The sequence below is a fragment of the Venatorbacter sp. C2-1 genome (genome assembly GCF_022832715.1).
Lineage (GTDB): Bacteria > Pseudomonadota > Gammaproteobacteria > Pseudomonadales > Oceanobacteraceae > Venatoribacter > Venatoribacter alkanivorans.
In genome coordinates, this window is the sequence record NZ_CP094879.1 from 2,433,529 (window position 1) to 2,451,788 (window position 18,260).

14 protein-coding genes are annotated in these 18,260 nt (G+C 52.1%); 2 read left to right on the forward strand and 12 right to left on the reverse strand.

All coding sequences use genetic code 11. The features are described from left to right. Positions 1 to 57: 57 nt before the first annotated feature. Positions 58 to 540 carry an RrF2 family transcriptional regulator gene (locus MT343_RS10745; RefSeq protein WP_145468314.1) on the forward strand — a complete coding sequence of 161 codons (483 nt, stop codon included), beginning with the start codon at positions 58 to 60 and terminating at the stop codon, positions 538 to 540. A 15-nt stretch (positions 541 to 555) separates the two neighbouring features. Here the strand turns inward: MT343_RS10745 and MT343_RS10750 are convergent, their stop codons facing one another. The 12 genes from MT343_RS10750 to MT343_RS10805 all read right to left on the reverse strand — a co-directional run bounded on the left by MT343_RS10750 (position 556) and on the right by MT343_RS10805 (position 17,433). Continuing rightward, positions 556 to 1,392 (reverse strand): glutathione S-transferase N-terminal domain-containing protein, encoded by an 837-nt coding sequence (locus tag MT343_RS10750; protein WP_145468312.1) that lies wholly within the window; start codon positions 1,390 to 1,392, stop codon positions 556 to 558. Positions 1,393 to 1,612: 220 nt separating this feature from the next. Then, complete coding sequence (locus MT343_RS10755) at positions 1,613 to 2,002, reverse strand: DUF3127 domain-containing protein (RefSeq protein WP_145468309.1); 390 nt, start codon at positions 2,000 to 2,002, stop codon at positions 1,613 to 1,615. Between the two features lie 319 nt (positions 2,003 to 2,321). Continuing rightward, entirely contained in the window at positions 2,322 to 5,582 is a 3,261-nt protein-coding gene (locus MT343_RS10760) for a type I restriction endonuclease subunit R (RefSeq protein ID WP_145468307.1), read from the reverse strand. Continuing rightward, complete coding sequence (locus MT343_RS10765; RefSeq protein WP_145468305.1) at positions 5,579 to 8,071, reverse strand: glycosyltransferase family 2 protein; 2,493 nt, start codon at positions 8,069 to 8,071, stop codon at positions 5,579 to 5,581. The genes MT343_RS10760 and MT343_RS10765 overlap by 4 nt, the downstream gene beginning before the upstream one ends. Then, positions 8,068 to 8,799, reverse strand: coding sequence for an arylamine N-acetyltransferase (locus MT343_RS10770; RefSeq protein WP_145468304.1), 732 nt, complete (start codon positions 8,797 to 8,799; stop codon positions 8,068 to 8,070). Before MT343_RS10770 ends, MT343_RS10765 begins: the two co-directional genes overlap by 4 nt. After that, positions 8,796 to 10,289: an asparagine synthetase B family protein gene (locus tag MT343_RS10775; protein ID WP_145468302.1), complete on the reverse strand. Its 1,494-nt coding sequence runs from the start codon at positions 10,287 to 10,289 to the stop codon at positions 8,796 to 8,798. The genes MT343_RS10770 and MT343_RS10775 overlap by 4 nt, the downstream gene beginning before the upstream one ends. After that, a complete protein-coding gene (locus tag MT343_RS10780; RefSeq protein WP_145468299.1) occupies positions 10,277 to 11,191 on the reverse strand; it encodes a M20/M25/M40 family metallo-hydrolase in 915 nt (304 codons plus the stop codon). Before MT343_RS10780 ends, MT343_RS10775 begins: the two co-directional genes overlap by 13 nt. Next, the gene (locus MT343_RS10785; RefSeq protein ID WP_145468297.1) at positions 11,178 to 12,434 is read right to left on the reverse strand and encodes a TIGR00725 family protein; all 1,257 of its coding nucleotides are present in this window, start codon (positions 12,432 to 12,434) and stop codon (positions 11,178 to 11,180) included. The genes MT343_RS10780 and MT343_RS10785 overlap by 14 nt, the downstream gene beginning before the upstream one ends. Before the next feature lie 32 nt (positions 12,435 to 12,466). Further along, positions 12,467 to 13,933: a restriction endonuclease subunit S gene (locus MT343_RS10790; protein ID WP_145468295.1), complete on the reverse strand. Its 1,467-nt coding sequence runs from the start codon at positions 13,931 to 13,933 to the stop codon at positions 12,467 to 12,469. Beyond that, positions 13,923 to 15,572 (reverse strand): type I restriction-modification system subunit M, encoded by a 1,650-nt coding sequence (locus MT343_RS10795; protein ID WP_145468293.1) that lies wholly within the window; start codon positions 15,570 to 15,572, stop codon positions 13,923 to 13,925. The genes MT343_RS10790 and MT343_RS10795 overlap by 11 nt, the downstream gene beginning before the upstream one ends. Positions 15,573 to 15,703: 131 nt before the next feature. Next, positions 15,704 to 16,624 carry a restriction endonuclease gene (locus tag MT343_RS10800; protein WP_145468291.1) on the reverse strand — a complete coding sequence of 307 codons (921 nt, stop codon included), beginning with the start codon at positions 16,622 to 16,624 and terminating at the stop codon, positions 15,704 to 15,706. A gap of 83 nt (positions 16,625 to 16,707) precedes the next feature. Beyond that, entirely contained in the window at positions 16,708 to 17,433 is a 726-nt protein-coding gene (locus MT343_RS10805) for an SDR family NAD(P)-dependent oxidoreductase (RefSeq protein ID WP_145468289.1), read from the reverse strand. Between the two features lie 112 nt (positions 17,434 to 17,545). Here MT343_RS10805 and MT343_RS10810 point away from each other — a divergent pair, with 112 nt between their 5' ends. Continuing rightward, complete coding sequence (locus MT343_RS10810; protein ID WP_145468287.1) at positions 17,546 to 17,827, forward strand: antibiotic biosynthesis monooxygenase family protein; 282 nt, start codon at positions 17,546 to 17,548, stop codon at positions 17,825 to 17,827. Positions 17,828 to 18,260 lie beyond the last annotated feature (433 nt).

Below are 18,260 nucleotides of genomic sequence, written 5' to 3' on the forward strand. Positions count from 1 at the left end.
ATAAAACCGCGTAGAATATGCGCCATCAGCCATCGCCACCCACATCACGGATACATCATGAGAAAAGACAGCCGCCTGTCACGCATGCTGCACGTACTGGTTCATATGCATTACCAGACCGCTCCGCTGACATCGGATCAGATTGCGCAGATGCTGCACACCAACCCGGTGGTGGTAAGGCGCACCATGGCGATTCTGAAAGCCGAAGGCTATGTAAGCTCGGGCAAAGGCCACGGTGGTGGCTGGCAACTGGCCACACCGCTGGCCGACATTACGCTGCAGGATATTCACCGCGCACTGAAAGAAAGCTCGTTATTTACCATCGGTCTGACCGATGAACACACCGCCTGCCCGATAGAACAGGCGGTAAACGGCGCTATTACCGATGTATTGCAGGAAGCCGAAGCGCTGGTGCTGGAGCGCTTCAGCCAGGTGACACTGGATCAGCTGGCCGTGGGTTACTCACCCGACGGCCGCTTGCCCGCAGCTACTGACAAAGCCACAGACAAAACGGCCGGCAAAGCAGCCAACCCAGAGTGACAGAAACAGTAAAACTTAAGCAGCCTTAGCCGGCAATTTTGCCCAGACCTTACCGCGGTGTTCTGCATAGATATCACGCACCCACTGCAGCGCCGGACTGTCAGCCCATTGCTGCGCCGGCCCGGCCATTTTGGCGCGGAATTCTGCTTCACCGTAAATAGGATGTTCGCGCGGACACGCCAGCGGTGCCAGAATGGAGGCTGCGGCAATATCGGCAAACGAAAACGCATCGCCCACCAGATAACGGCACTTCTTGCTCTGCCTTCCCTGCTTTTCCTTTTGCCCTTTTTCCTGTTCCCCTTGCTCCAGCTGCTGCAGCCGCTGCTCCAGCCAGCGGATTTCAGCATCAATCAACTGCTCTGCCTGCGTCACCGCACGCGGATAAATACGCAATTTAATTCTGAATGCCGGTTTAATCAGTGGGTACGCCAGCGTAATAAAACGCCGTTCCCAGGGTTTTGCAAACTGCGTCCAGATGGTGCGGATTAAGGCATCATGGGCAAAACCCGGCAGATATAAATAACGCGCAATGGGCTTACCAATGGCATCAAAACGCTGCTGGATGGCCAGTATTTCCTGATGTTTTTCGCTGGGCATACTGTCCAGAGGGCTGTGATGCCCGGCCAGCCAGTTCACAATGCGCGGGCTGTCCTGAATGCAGGTTTTACCGCTTTGCAGTAACGGCACCGTGGTTTGCGCGCGCCGCCCTTTCAGCCACATCGGCAGGGTATGCAGCGCCGGCGTCAGCGCAATTTCCTGATAGGGAATCTCTTCATAGTCGAGCAGCCAGCGGATTTTCTCGCTGTAATGCGACATATTAATGGTGAATAACGTCAGCGCCCTGTTTGCCATACAACCACTCCGGCAGAAAAGCGGCTATTGTGCGCACACCCGTACACCGGGGTAAGGTTCAAACCGGAGAGAATAAAGGCCGGAAAACCCCTGCCGGTGGCGTAGTTGGCAAAAAACTGAAGGCTGACAGGCAATACACTGCCAACAGCAAGAGGTTAAAAAAAGCGCAGCCAAATGGCTGCGCTTTTTCAGATTCGTTTATTCAGCGGGAAGCCGATACTCAGAACGGCACATCATCATCGTAGTTCGGCATGGTCTGCGCGAACTGATCATAATCTGCCCCAGCCGACGGAGCAGAACCTTCCGCACCGGCACGCTCAATACGCCAGGCCTGCAGGCTGGTAAAGCATTTTTCCGGGTTACCCGGCTTGGCCCACAGACGACCGGACAGATTAAAATGCACCACCACCTCTTCGCCAACGCGGTAAGCATCCATCAGCGCACACTTATCTTTCAGAAGCTCCAGCGCGACGTAATTAGGGTACTCCGGCTTCTCGCCATCGCCGGTCAGCTTGATCACAAACTCACGCTTGGTAAAACCATTGGCACCGTAAGAACGGGTTTCGTCGATGGAATGGATGATTCCCTGAGCTTCGAAGTTTTTGGACATGTTACCTTCCTTAATCAATTTGACGCCCATTGTAGGGATGCCGGCAAGCGGTAACAACCTGTCTTAATCCAGACTTTCCAACAGCTTCAGCATCGCCCGATCCGGCCAGAGCATGCCCTTGCCTTTGATATTACGCGGCGTATCCGACAGCCAGGCACCAGCGCTGTAGCCCGCGAACTCGGCAAATTAGGCTTCATATGGGGTTACCACTCCATAAACATAAAATCGTTCAGTGGGAGGAAATATTGTTGAAAACTCAAACTTCACCCCTTCACTGTCTTGTCTGGTCACATCAGTTCGGGCATCGGAGTAACAAATCTTATGCCCTGAACTTCTTAAAATTCTCTGCCTGTTCAAAAATCTCTTTATACACTTCGTCTTTATCCACCGGCGGGTAGCCGTGTTTGGCTAACAGCAGGATCAGCCCGACTTTCAGCTCTGCTTTGATGTCTTCGCGCTGGTCCCAGTCGGTAAACTGAGCTTTGTCGTCTACCAGTTCTTTTACTGCTTTGGCGAGGGTCAGCAGCTTGTCTTCGGGGTAGGTGAAGTCATATTTTCGGGCAAGCTTGAGCAAGATGTCATAGAAAGCTTTTTCTTCCAGGTCGATGCCAAGATCGGCGAAAGATTCTTTCTCTTTCTTCAGCGCTTGCAGCAGGTCGACCAGCTCTTCAGAGAAATCTTCCAGTACATTGCTGACCAATATGCTGTCTTCGTTACGCTCGTTGTAATTTTCCACCAGTTTGCGGAATTTCTCGCTGAAGTTCATGCCCTGGGTTTTGTTGACCTTTTTAAAGTCTTCAATGGCACGTGCGAGCAACTGCTGCAGCAGTTTGATGCGGGTATTGGGCAGTTTGATTTTCTCGATCTTGGCAAGATAGTCATCATCGAAAATATCGACTTCCTTTCCCTGATCCTCGCCCAGCTTGAATATCTCTTCTACGCCGTCGGCTTTCAGTGCTTCTGCGATCATCTCGCGCACCCGGGCATTCATCTGGGCAGTATCCGGCGCATGACCTTTGGTGAGTTTAAATACGATGGAACGCACAGCCAGATAGAAGTGAATCCGATCGCGTTCATCCTGAGTAATGGATTCGGAGCCACTGCAGATATCGAAAGCGGCTTTTAAACGTTTTACCAGCGCCATAAAACGCTTTTCGATCTTGTCGGTAATCTGCACAAACTCCGCCGCCATATTCAGGCAATTAAGCTGCTCCAGCGGAGTTCCGTTAAAGTAGGGTTTGGTATCGAATTTGTGGAAGATTTTACCCAGTAAATCGAGGTGATCTTTCACCACAATCACCGACTGAGCAATTTCTTCAAAATTCTGCTGGTCGGCTTTGTTGTAGTGTGCCAGCGCCATATTCATCTGTTTTTTGATGCCGATGTAATCCACTACCAGACCTTTTTCTTTGCCTTCAAACTTGCGGTTTACCCTCGAGATGGTCTGGATCAGGTTATGGCGCTGAATCGGTTTATCGACATAAATGGTATCGAGGAAGGGTACATCAAAGCCGGTGAGCCACATATCCACCACAATGGCGATTTTAAAGTTGGATTTGGCATTCTTAAACTGACGGTCCAGTTCTTTACGGTATTCTTTGGTGCCGAGCATCTCATAGAGCTCTTTTGGGTCATCTTTACCGCGGGTCATGATCATCTTGATCCGTTCCATCGGCTTGATCTCTTTGCGTTCCTGCTCACTCAGTTCGCTGCCTTCTTCAGCAATCAGAACCTCATTCCACTGCGGGCGCAGCGCGATTACTTCCTGCCAGAAGCGGTAAGCAATCTCGCGACTGCTGCACACAAACATGGCTTTGCCCTTCAGGGTTGCCGCTTCTTCGATACGTATTTCATAATGCTCTACAAAATCCTTCGCCAGAGCTTTAATGCGATCCGGGTCACCCAGAATCGCGTTCATATTGGCCGTGGCTTTTTTACTCTCTTCAATCTGGTAATCGCTACTGCCCTGCTCGGCGCATTCGCTGTAGTAGTTTTCAATTTCCTGCAGTTTGTCATTATCCAGCACCACTTTAGCTGCGCGACCTTCGTACACAATACGCACGGTAATGTCGTCTTTTACCGATTCGGTCATGGTATAGCTGTCGACAACTTCACCGAATACATCCAGCGTGGCGTCAATCGGCGTGCCGGTGAAGCCCACAAAGGTGGCGTTGGGCAGCGAATCGTGCAGGTATTTAGCAAAGCCATAAGTGCGTTTTACGCCCTTTTCCGTTACCCGTACTTTCTGCTCCAGATTGATCTGACTGCGGTGGGCTTCGTCAGAAATACAGATCACGTTACTGCGGTCGGTCAGCAACTCGGTATCTTCGGTGAACTTATGAATCGTGGTCAGGAAGACACCGCCACTGTTGCGGCCTTTTAACAGCTCGCGCAAGTGCATACGGCTTTCGACACTGATGACATGCTGATCGCCGATATAACCCTTAGCACCAGTAAACTGGCCCGAAAGCTGATCATCCAGATCGGTACGGTCAGTAATCAGCACAATGGTCGGGCTTTCAAACTCGACGCTTTTCATCAGCAGCCGGGTTAAAAACATCATGGTGTAGCTTTTACCGCAACCGGTAGCCCCAAAGTAGGTGCCTCCTTTACCGTCACCCTCGGGTTTACGGTGGCGCAGAATATTCTGGTACAGCTTATTGGCCGCATAAAACTGCGGATAACGGCAGACGATTTTTTCCTGCCGTTTTGAAGTGTCCGGGAAGTAAATAAAGTGGCGGATCACCTCGCGCAGGCGGGTGTGATCAAACAGTCCCTCTATCATGGTATGCAGGGCGTTAATGCCATCCTGACCAATGGTTTCGTTACCATTGACCTTGCGCCAGGTGTAGAAAAACTCATAAGGCGCAAACAGCGACCCCATACGCGAATTCACACCGTCGCTGATCACACACAGAGCGTTGTACTTCATCAGTTCGGGAATATCGCGGGCATAACGGGTGGTTAACTGCAGGTATGCATCATGAATGGTGGCTTGCTGGCGAATAGCACTTTTAAATTCGAAAACAACCAGCGGCAGGCCGTTGATATACAGAATGGCATCGGGAATGCGCTTTTCTTTACCTTCAATCTCAAGCTGATTTACCACTTTGTAGATATTACCGTCACCATAACCGGCAGCAGAATCTGCGACAGCTGCCAGTTCATAATCACGTTCGCCTGTCTGCAGGATGCGCTGCCCCGGTAAGCCGGCGGAGCCTTCAGCCGGCGACGTGTCGCCAGTAGGTGGAGGGTCAATCAACTGCACATAGAGGTCTTTCTTGCTGCGGTCTTCGCGCTTCAGTAAAAAGCCATCAGCCACCAGCTTATGAATGCTGCGGTTCGAGTCGTACAGGTCAGCAGAAGGCAGGCGATCAAGGCGGTTGATCACAGAAACGATTTCCGCCTCGGTAATGCCGTCGGCCTGATAGCGTTTGTTCAGGTAGGCACGCAGATCCTCTTTGATCAGCACCTCATGCGGGGCGCGGTCGAGGGTATTTCCAGCAACGTGCGAATACCCCTGCTGCCCTAATAACTCGATGATGGCTTGTTCTAATGCGGCTTCGTTGAAGTTGCTCAAGTTCCAGTCCCTGTAAAGCTTTTATCCTGCAATCTCATCAAGTCATCGTTTACGCACAGCTGCGACAAAGCCCCAGCCTGGTTACACAGGCGCCACATCTGTGGTGACTGATGGTTGAAAACCCCATAGATTCTGACAACTTGCTCAAAAACGTCAAATGATTCGATGAACTTCCTGATTTCGCCTACCTGACTGGAGAATTTCTCGGTCAGATGTTCGCTTCTGAATTGTGCCATATCCAACCGAGCGCGCCTGATCTGGCCAGCAACCACCGGATCTGAACCCTCATGCGATAAATGTGCGCAAACAAGCAAATCTTCAATCAGCATAACCAACTGCTCAGCCCGCAAATTATTCACACGCATCGACACGAGATATTGCTCCACAAGCCCAGAGAAACTGGCTCTCAAACCATCCTCAGCAATATCAGGGTTACGACAGAACTCCCTGAACACCCGGTAGAAGCACAAACCGATAATATCGTTTGCCAGCTTCATTGCACTCAGGTCACAAGGCTTGTTCTGCTGACGCCGGTGATGACGCAAAGGCAGCGATACCAGCTCAACAGATTTGCCTGCTATTTCTGTCATATAAATCGCAGATATAAAATCACTGCGCCGGGAGTGACCTCCACTGCCCGTTATCGACATAAGTGGCGCAAGATTCGGCACCTCTACCAACAGACCAAGATTCCGGTACAGAGCGATGCCGCCTCTGCGGAACGATGGTTGACCATTTAGCTCTGCCCACTGCTGATGAGTTGCCAGCAGCGGTCGCGTGATATTGGCTTCGTTGTTCAGGTGCGCAATATCTGCCAGAAGATCACCAAGGGAAACAGCATGCCCAGGTGTATTGGCGTTCTGCCAGAGCACCGGAGATTCAAGATGATCACTGCGGGAGGAAGACAGGTCGTAGTAATAATCATCACGGGTGCTCAGCACAGAAAGCTGATAACAATGACTATTTCCCGTCGAGACAGCAGCATTGCAACCGAGAAACTCATGCAATGAATAATAGGTGTCGAGTAGCTGCGTACGTATGGAGCTATAAAAAGGCAATGCAGGTGCATCAGAGTAAGCAGACACCAGCATGTCAGCCGTTGATTCGCGGCCTAACTTCGCAATCTTGCCAAGAAAATCCAGTTTTTGGGTAATCAGCTGACCATCCTGCAAGGCCAGCGTCTCAAACAGAAGGTCATCATCCAGAATTAAAACGTATTCGGGGCCATCTTCACGCTGAGTCATTTCCCAGCAGAAAAACTGAAGCAGTGTTCTGGAGTGTGCTATCGACTTTTTATGCAGTTCTTCACTGGCATAGATATCCCGGTAAGGAAAACGGAAACGACTATGCCCCTGCTCCTGCAAGGTAATAACTCGAGTACAAAACAAATCACAAGTAAGCTCACTCACAGCCTGCTGGATTTCGTCCTCATTAACGCCATTAGTAAGCACCACATAATGACAATAACCAGAAAACTGAGGCTCAGCATTAATCTGCGCCGTCAGAGATAACATCTGCTCCCGAACGTTACGCGCACAGGATGATGTCACACCGATCAGCAGTCGGACCGGAGCCTCATTACGAAAAGAGCGCCACTGAATATCCATACAAGGCTCTCTGCTTACTGGCTCGTATAGATAGCCAAACAACCGCGACGCCCGCTCCAGCGACTGTTCGAATACCTGAGAGCTCATACGCGCTGAATACTTACGATAAAACTGATCCAACCCCTGCCGCTTACTCGCAGAACACAAGGTAACGCGATCACGACCATCCGTATGATGGCACCAGAGAGGCTGCTGATTAACCACAACCGCCAGATCGCGTAACTCACAGCACTCCAATACCCGTACAGCCAGATCTCTGTCCAGAGTACTGCGCATGGATTCATCAAACCCACCCGCCTGCCAGAACACCGTTATATCAATAAAGGTATTGCTTCCCTGCCAACCCGGATTACCGATAAGAAAGCTATCAATCGTTAAATCATCTGCGCTCACACGGGCCAGCTCAGCTTTATCAACCGTTTTACGGTGAAAACTGGTCACGACAGCCGCAGCTGGCTTTTTACCTTGCTGGCTCAGCCGATAACAGGCCGACAGGTACGATGGATACCACTCATCATCGTCATCCAGAATTGCCAGATACTTCGCAGAAGATCCATTATGCGCCCGGAAGGCCGCCTCAGCCCCTGTATTCCAGGCACCCGAGCCTGAGTGCCCCTGTGTACGGTGATTACGGATCACCCGAACACGAAACCAGTCATCCGGAATCCCCTGCGGAAACATTTCCGCGAAACAAACCTCACGTACCTTCTCAGCACCGCGTACGATCGCTTCATATTCACGCTCGCAGTTATTGTCATCAACGATGTAAATGCATTCAGGATTTACCGCCTGCTGTCTGAACACTGACGGCAGCGCGCGTTCCAGCAGCAGACGCGTGCGTCGCTTAGAGGTCGCAATGATGACAACCACCGGAATGTTCATAACTGACACCCCTGCACAAGACTCTCAGCAAAGGCTGGTTCCGCAACATTCACATCCGATAAGGTGATCCCGAAGCGGGTCTCAAGAGCCGTAATCTGATCGCGCCAATCCGGTAAAGCGACTGTCTCTACGACCCTGTCCGCCCGGAAAATCCTGAGCCTGTCCCGTTTCAGAAAAACAAAGGTATCGCCAAGCACCTGCGCACAACGGATACCATCTTTAAAGGGATATGCTGTCGAACCATCAAAGCGATTCTGAACCTGCTGCTCAACCTGCGTTTCATCCATCAGCGCCAGCGGAATACGGACAGACAAACTGCAACGCCCTTCTTTTCGCTGATAGATATCCAACCAGTCGCCGTTACGGTAAGACAAAAACTCAATGCCATAAGCCAAATAAGACGAATCGCGCTCAGCAGGAAATAAGCGCACACTCGGCCAGCCATTACCGACGTCCGCAAAATAGCGCTCCCCATCCAGATCAAGCACCAGCACCCGATGGCAGTTCTGCCCACTGATAAACGCACTGTGTAGCCGGGCCTTAATTCTCTGCGCAGTCAAACGATCACGGAAAGCCAGCACCTTATCGGAACAGGTGCCACCAGTTGGGGAATCAGCCCCACCGGCATTGCACAAGCCAAGATAAAACAGATTGTGGAAAGGCACCGTTCTGAACTCATCCAGCATAAGTTGATGTACCTTATCTACCAGAGACGAATAGCCACTCATCGGTGTGCAGCCCCTCGCCGGTCAATCAGATCATCAAATACCGGATAGGCCGAAAAATACGGATGCGCCTCCTGCAATGGATAGCGGCCAGCAAACTGCTCCTGCCAGATAGCCTTCAACGCCGCCCGCTCAGAGTCGTACTCTTTACGCAGGTGACCGACCACCCGCTGGCGCATACCGCTGCCCACATCACACGAGACTTTGTTGCGCCATACAATTTCGTCGGGCAGACAGGCTTCCATCGCCTCGCGCAGAATCAGCTTATTCCGTTTTTCAGTCGCAGAGCGTCGATACAGATCGCCATACGAAAGCCCCATCGCCCAGGTCACAAGATCACGATCCATAAATGGGCAGCGGGTTTCTATGCCATGGGCCATGGAGGTTAAATCGACACGGCGCAGTTCTGTATTACGCAGATCAGCGAGCAGTTGCGCACGGGTTTCACACCAGGGGTCGTCCGCTGAAAAATAGTGATACCCACCAAACAGCTCGTCAGCCCCCTCGCCGGAGAGTACGACCTTAAGGCCATCCCTTTCCGCAGCCTGAGCCAACAGATAAGTACACAACCCATTACTGATGACCGATGGGTTAAAGCTTTCCGTGGTGTAAACGAGAGAGCGGATAAGCGCATCCAACTCATCCGCTGCCGGCAGAGGAACAACGCGCAACGCAGGTAAGCCCAGCTTGTTGGCCAATAACCGAACGTAATATTCATCCGCAGCATCGCCCGATGACAGGGTGTAATACACCACATTCTGGCGCTGCGCGTGCACCAGCGCCGCCACAACCGAACTGTCCAGCCCGCCACTGAGAAACACACCAAACGGCTCCTGCGCCACAGGCAAGCGCTTATTCACCGCATTCGTTAACAAGTGGCGCAAGTGACTCAGCTTCTCTGCTGGCGGCATTGTTATTCCAGCCTGAGCAGCCAGCGTATTCATCACCACAGGGGTTAACTCCCCGGTAAGCAGGTTAAATTGGCAAACGCCAGAGGGCACTTGCTGAAACTCATCAACCCGATCCAGCGCTTTCAGCTCACTGCTGATAAATAGTTCACTGCCCGAGCGCCCGACAAACAGGGGCTTTTTCCCCAGCGGGTCACGCAGGCAATACACTTGTTGGTTTTTCTGGTCATAAATTACACCGGCAAAAAAACCATCCAATTCAGTAACGGCGTTAAGACCCTGTTGCAGCAACAGCGCCGGAATCACATGGCAATCACTATCTGACGACAATTCCAGTGTGTAGCGGCTGCGCAACGGCACCGAATTAAATATTTCGCCATTCACGGCGCCGACAAAATCGCCATAAATAAACGGCTGCCCACCCGCCGGGGATGGATCATTGATCGCTAACCGGGCAAAGCCCATCGCCAGCTCACCGTTATGCCATGTGTCACACGCATCCGGCCCGCGATGCCTCAGGCGCTGCAGGCACCCAGGCAAACGCTCAGCAGCGGCAGGCCCAGCCAGCAGAATTACGCCACACATTCGTTGCCAGTGCCGGAGCTGATTCCAGTGTGAGTAATTGTGTTGATCGTCCAGTCCAGAAAAACGTCGAACACAGAAAAGTACTGCTGCAATAACGCCTGGCTCATTGACTCGTTATCACGGTGAATGCGGGCCTGATAATCATTAGGGCCAAACCCCAGATAGAACGCCCCCGCTGGCAGATTGCTGACCATGGGGCATGGCCCGAATTTGCTCAGGGTGCGGTTTTCATAGCGCCCGGCACCGGCATACAGTGCGGAATTTAACGACGAGAGCAACTCATCAGCGGCCAGGCCAGATCCGGCCGCGTTTGTTGGTGCGCGATAAAAAATCAGCGGTACGCCGTCGCGCACATAGCCCGTTTCTTCAAGACAGATAAACGCATTCAGCGACCCCAGAATATCGGGCATTAATTCATGAGCGACAGGCGAACCGACTTCTTCTTCACCCTGAATCAGCCACACCAGATCCGGTAGCGGCTCGCCCTGCTGAATACGTGCCTCAAGCACCGCTAACCGCGCCAGCAGCACCGCCTTATTATCGGCAATGCCACGCGCCCATAAACGCTCCTCGCGCGCGGTCAGGGTAAAAGGCTCTGACAACCACTGCTCAGACTCAGCAATGGCTTCAACATCGTAGTGGTTATACATCACCAGCACCGGGCCTGAGTCTTTCACTCTTTTGGCGATCATCAGCGGCTGGTCTGTCTGTGCTGCGCCATGTATTTCTACCTCAAACCCGATGGCCGCCAATCGCTGCTGTAAAAATGCCACCACGTCAGCGTTGCCTTGTGCGTGTCCGCTGACCGACTCCATAGCAATCAAAGCGGCAAGGTCCTTCAGGTAAGCACTGAAATCCAACGGATCAATGCCATGACTAATGCCAGACTCATTCACAACCACGACGTACCTCCTGATAAAACCCGCCGAATAAATTCATAACCTGCTCTGCGCTCAGATCATTGCCATCATGATCAGTCACTGGCATAAAACCCTCGTGATCATTGGTGTAACTGCACATAGTTTTAAACGCAGGGTGCTGACTGAAATGCACGGTCAGAAAAGCCCGCTTACACATACTCAGAAACATCACATCGCTGAACGGCATAAGATCGCGGCCAATATCAATAAACACCAGGTTGCCGTTGGCATCGGTGCGGAAATTATCGGCTTTCACATTACTCAGGCAGACACCGGCCCGATGCATAGCGCGCAAAAAATTAACCATGCACGGCTGCTCACCACCGAGATAAGACACAGACTCAAAACGCGGATAGCTCACAACCAGATACTCGCCTTTATGCACATCGAAACACGGCACCGGCGAATAATCATCGACACCTGCCGAATGCAGACGCTGCGAAATTTGGCTCAGATGGGTAAACAGCAACATGGTGAAATCGCTGCGATAAAAGACTTTGAAAATCGTCGGGCCGCAAGCAAACACCGCCCCCTCAGAGCCCTGCCCCAGCAACTCAAACGTATGACGCCGATCCCAGCCTTGCTCAGAAAAGGTCTGCTCAGAAAAACTCTGCTGAAGATAGTGCTCCAGTGCGCGCAGCGATTCAGCTGGCTTACGGCCAGCACCGCTGAGCTGTATACCCTGATAGGACGTGCTTTCGCCATCGTACAACTGCAAAAGAAATTGCTGTAAATCAGCCAATGAATCGAGCACAGAGATCGTATCGTCCCGGCGCTGATCCAGCGTCAGCGAATTAAGCCGCTGATGCCAGCCATGATCACCAATGCAGGCAATCGGCTTCTGCATCTGCCAGGCCAAAGCAATCTCAGACAAGGTGCCAGAGCCACCATCCAGTGCGATTACCGCATCACAGGCCGCCATCAGCACCGCATTACGGGCCACACCCAACCCGGTGGGCAGGGCAATATCAATGAAAGGGTTCGCCTCGGTTTTTTGGTATGACGGCAACACACCAATCACATCGCCGGGGCAATAATAAGCCGACCGATGCGCGCCCTGAGCGGCATACATCATCACACCGCCCATACCACCGCAAATCAGCCGGCAGCCGGTATCAATCACCTGCTGGCCAACCTCAAGCGCCAGCTCTTTCTGGCGTTCAGGCAGTGAATTGCTGGCCGAGCCAACAACGGCAATCAATAAACGTTGAGAAGGTACGGTCATGCGAACATCTCGTCCCTGAGATTCATCATGGCTTACAACACCTCAGCCAGTTGCTGCTCGGCGTCCGGAATAGTGATCTGGCCGGACAGGAGTTTGGGGAGAAGGGAGTCGCGGAGTTGAACGAGGGAGTTAATATTCTCCGTACTCAATTCAATCTTTCGATCTAATTTAGACGCATACATCTCGAAGTATTCAAGCAAACTCTCCGGGACTTTTAATGAAGGTAAAGCTTTAAAATCCTTCTGGTTAATACTACCAAACACAGTCCCTTCACCTTCATACACTTTAAAGTGCTCGCGGAGTTGCAGCATTGCGTAATAAGTATACGAACTTGCTCCTGAACTATGGCGTACAGCAGCTACCCCCCGACCTATACAACAATCTACTGAAGCCATGTTTATATCACCAACAGGCGCTCGGACGCTTACCAAGGTATCTGCCGGTTTTGCAAATCTCTTTGGGGAAGTACAGTAAACACGATTAGTAGGATATCTGAATCCAAAATCCGCTCGCCCCTGAAAGAAAGGCATACCGATCCCGTCTTCGTTATAGGTATCCCCAGGTGGAGACTGCCCCATGGTCACATCAAACCCAGCCCCCACAGAACCAACCTCCCACCCCTCCGGCACCCAGCCCATCTCTTCGGTCAATACAAACCGGTCCGGGAAGAGTTGTTGTATCTCGGTCGGCAGGTGCTGGTCTGATAAACCAGTTTCAGGCAGGGCCTGTTCTGAGCTGGCGGCATCGGTGGCCTCTGTGGTTTTGTTGGTCTGCTGGCGCAGCGCTTCGCGTCTGGCTACGCGGGCGACGGCTCTTTTTTGCAAGGCGTCCGGGATTTCGTTACCGGCGGCTAGGGCGTTGTCGATCACCGGGTCAAAATCCACAAACCAGCTTTTAAATAGCGCCTGCGCCATGGATTCGAGGGTGGTATTGATCTGGCGGTTAAGGGCGATTTTGTTGTCGAGGGTGCCAAGAACATCAGCAATAAATAGCTGTGTACGCATATCAGGCAAAGCTACAGGAAATTTGAGCTGGCCAGTTATGCCTAAGTAAGCTCTAGTTGACCCACCTCCAGCCCACTGATTAAACAGGTTCTGAAACTCTAATGAATCAAAATAATAACGGAGATATTTGTTGTTTAATCGCTCAGGGTCTTTGATTCGGTAGTAGGTTACCTGTGGTGTCAACATGATGAACTCGCTTTCGATTTCACCAACTATTGCCGTTCTCCCAATGGTAGCCTTATGCGAAAGAAGAACATCTCCAGTCTTGGAGAATCCTTTCTTCAGGCAAGCGGCTTGCTCAGCTGAAATGAATTTACACCCTCTTGTATCAACTTCTCCATTCACCAAATCTGAAGCCATTACAAAGGGAATGCCAACCGGTACATAATCGCTGCTTTTAGGGTGGATACCACCGTGATTTCCATCCATCGGCCGCTCTAGAATACCGGCTTTGACCAGCTCTTCTACGGTAAAAATGGTAGATTCACTCCCCATAGCCCAGCCCCTTTAGGTTCTGTTTAATTACGGCATCCAGCTCCTGTGCTTCCGCCATCTGCTGAAACAGTGTTTGGGTGAGTTGCTGCATTTTTTCTTCGAACAGTTCGCCGTCGTCTTCGATTTCGGCAGCGCCAACGTAGCGACCCGGCGTTAATACATAATCGTTGGCTTTGATGTCGTTTAATGAGGCACTGCGGCAAAAGCCGGGTACATCCTCATAACCTTGCTCCCCATCGTCTGCAACAACAGGCTCACCCCGCCACGCATGGTAGGTATTGGCGATTTCATCAATATCGTCAGCGGTCAGTTCTTTATGAATACGGCTGATCATGCTGCCCATATTGCGGGCGTCGATAAACAGGGTTTCGCCTTCACGGTTACGGTGCTGTTTGCGCCCGTCGCTGAAGGTCTGCGCCTTTTTATTTTTGGTTAAAAACCACAGGCACACAGGAATCTGGGTGGTGTAGAACAGCTGCCCCGGCAGGGCGATCATGCAATCGACGAGGTCGTTTTCGATGATCTGTTTGCGGATTTCCCCCTCGCCTTTGGTGTTGGTGCTCATGGAGCCATTGGCCAGTACAAAGCCCGCGACGCCGTTGTCGCTGAGCTTGCTGATCATGTGCAGTATCCAGCCGTAGTTCGCGTTGCCGGTAGGCGGAGTTTCATAGCCGGCCCAGCGTGGGTCGTTGGTGAGTTCATCCGGGCCGCGCCATTCTTTTAAGTTGAACGGTGGGTTGGCGATGATGAAGTCGGCTTTTAAGTCCGGGTGCTGGTCTTTAAAAAAGGTGTCGGCGGGCACGTCGCCGAGATTGGCGCTGATGCCGCGAATCGCCAGGTTCATCTTGGCCAGCTTGTAGGTGGTGCTGGTCTGTTCCTGACCGTAGATGGAGATGTCTTTTTTGTTGCCCTGATGATTTTCAACAAATTTGACCGACTGCACGAACATACCGCCGGAGCCGCAACACGGATCGTAGATTTTGCCATGATAGGGTTCGATCATTTCGGCCAGCAGGTTGACCACGCACTTGGGCGTGTAGAACTCGCCACCGCCTTTGCCTTCGGTGGCGGCAAAGTTGCCGAGGAAGTATTCGTATACACGCCCGACGATATCGGTCTCACTCTCTGAACCCTCACTCTCAACAATGGTGTCGATGTTGTTGATGGCGTCGATCAGGGCGGCTAGCTTGCTGGCATCCAGCCCTAAGCGAGAGAAGTAGTTATCTGGCAGTGCACCGCGCAGGGCTTTGTTGTTTTTCTCGACGGTGTGCAGGGCGGTGTCGATTTTAACGGCGATGTCGCCCTGCTTGGCGTTTTTGGCGATGAAATCCCAACGGGCATCTTCGGGCAGGTAGAAGGTGTTGGTCATAGTGTAAAACTCGACCATATCAACGTAATCGCCCTGCCCTTCGCCGATCATCTGCTGTTTGCGCTGTTCGAATTTATCGCTGATAAATTTCAGGAAGATCAGCGACAGCACCACGTGCTTGTATTCGGACGACTCCACCGAGCCGCGCAGTTTGTCGGCGGTGGCCCACAGAGTTTGCTCGAAGCTTTGTTTTTTGGCGTCTTTTTTTGCTGCTGGTTTGCGGCTGGCTTTCTGTTTGACGTCGTTCTGGTCCGCAGGCGTGCGTGCCATGAGTGATTCCTTAGTGATTGCAGGGGCACTGCGAAAACAGCGGTTGCTTAAACGGATGTTTCAGTAACGCTGGCTAATGCCCATATGTTTTATATTTGGTTGCGTCAGGGGGGCTGATTAATTCCCAGCGCTCAATCCTCGGCAAAGTAATCCGAGTCTATCGCTTTCACCTGATACGTTTCTTTTACGCTGACGCCCAGGTTGTGTTTGATCATCAGTTCGGCGAGTTGCTTGCCGTCAATCAGTACCACCTTTTTCTCGATCAGTGATACGTAATCCAGTGCATCGCGGCTGAAGCGACTGGTGGTAATAAACACGCCTTTACGCGCGCGTTTCATTTCCAGTGCGCCAACAAAAGCCTGTATATCCGGGCGGCCTACCGCAGCATCGGTGTAGCGTTTGGCCTGCAGGTAGATGGTTTCCAGCCCGAGCGGATCTTCGTTGATAATGCCGTCGATACCGCCGTCGCCAGTATACTGGGTTGCACTACCGGAGTCCTTACTCCAGCCGCCATAGCCCATGGCCTGCATCATCTGCACGACCAGCACTTCAAAGAATTGCGGGGTTTGCTTTTTGACCAGTTCGATCAGGTCTTCAGCCAGAGCGCTGTTAAGGGTTTGCCAGGCGGATTTGATCTGTTCATCCGGCGTGGTGTCATCTTCATGCGTTGTTTTGGCTGTATCCGCTGATGCATCGGTTGCATCTTTTACCGGGCGGATAAATTCCAGAAACTCCGGAAACTGCTTCAGGTAGGCATTATTGATGTGCTGACCAGACTGCAGTGCCTGCAGACCACGCTCGGTTATCTGCACAAACCCAGGCTTGGGAATACTGAGTAAACCGGCTTTATGCAGATACGTTCTGGCCCAGCCCAGCCTATTAGAAACTACCGTGCGATTGCCTGAACTGGCGATGGTTTCTGCCCGTTGTTCTTCATCTATCTGCAATGCATTGCAGAGCGGGGTTTTTAACTCTGCCAGTGAGTGCACCCGGCCATCGGCAATCTGGGAGACTAATGGCTGCATAAAGGCTTGGTAGTTCGGGATCGGCATTCCGTGTCCTTACAGGCGTTACTGCTTTTGGGCTGTGATTATACTGAGTGTTTCGTCAATGCCTATCCCTGATTTGAGGCGGGTTAGTACGGCAGCGCACTGCCATCCCAGTGCAGCAGGTGGCCGTGTTGCTCTGGTTGTAAATTGAGCAATACGTCGCTGATGCGCTGCGCGGTTTGTTGCGGGGTGTAGAGTTTGCCGGCGGCGATATTCTGCTGAAACGGTGCCGACAGGCTGGTGTTGGTGGTGCCGGGGTGTACGGCGGCAACCAGGCAGTTCGGCGCTTTGCGCTGCCATTCTATGCTGAGGTTTTTTATAAACATATTGAGCGCGGCTTTGCTCATGCGGTAGCTGTACCAGCCGCCCAGCTGGTTGTCGCTGATGCTGCCGACCATGGCCGATAACGATAACCAGCGCAGCTGGCTGTCGCGTTTAATAAAGGGAGCCAGTGCCTGAGCGGTGTGAATATGGCTTATCACGTTGCTTTGCAGACTGTGCTGCAGCCAGTCGGCACTGAGATCACGCAGGGATTTTTCCGGGCCGTTTTGCGGATTATGGAGTATGCCGTTGCAGACGATCACAGCATCGGGGGTGCCTTCACGGCGGATAAAGGCCTGCAGCTCGGCCACGCTGTGCGGTTCGCGTGTGTCAGTCTGGCAGTGGGCGCTGGCGGCGGAGTCTGGCCCGCGGCCACTGCTGATTACGCGCACGGTCTGCCCTTGCACCTGTCCCTGATTCTGGCTCTGGCAGTGCTCAATTAAGGCTTTGGCAATTTCGCTGCCGCTACCGGCAATCCACAATGTGCGCATGTTATGTCCTTTTTTATTTCTTTTTGCGGTTTAAAGCGGGCTGCTGCATTGCATTCAACCGGCAGCGACTCTACCTTATTGGAAACAGACACACAGAGTAAGGAACATCCGCATGATTAAGGTGATTATCGAGCGCAATATTGCCGAGGGTATGGAATCCACCTATGAGCAGATTATGAAAACCATGCTGCGCACGATGGTTGAAGCACCGGGCTATACCTCCGGTGTTAACTATATCGATATGAAAAACAGTGCCCACCGGGTGATTATTACCACCTGGCAGAGCGAACAGGCGTGGGATATGTGGAAGCATACCGAGCAGCGCGCGGCTTTGCTGGCGGCAATTAAACCGATTCTGGTGGATGAAGAGAAAATTACCCTGCTGACGGTGTGATGAACGATCTGTTTTTGTTCTGACGTGCCCGGCCTGACAGCCAGCAGTGACACAGAGAGTAACCAGCAATGCCCGCCCTGTTTTCAGGGCGGGCATTGTTGTTTTAGGCGTTGTTGTTTTAAAAGCCGCACTCTGCGAAAGCGAGAATTTTTGAGGAATGAAGCGAGTGAGATGACGCGGCGAATGACCTTTGTGGAATAACACCTGTGGGAACGACTTTCAGTCGTGATGTTAGTTATCACGGCAAAAATGCCGTTCCCGCTGCAGTAATTTCGCGGGCAAGGCCCGCTCCTGCGGGAATGGCGACATTTTCAGATATGAGCGGTGTTTCATTTCGCGGGCATGGCCCGCTCCTACGGAATATTTACACCGTTGCGGATCATGGTCGTGGCCGCTCCTGCGGGATATTTACACCATTGCGGATCATGGGCGT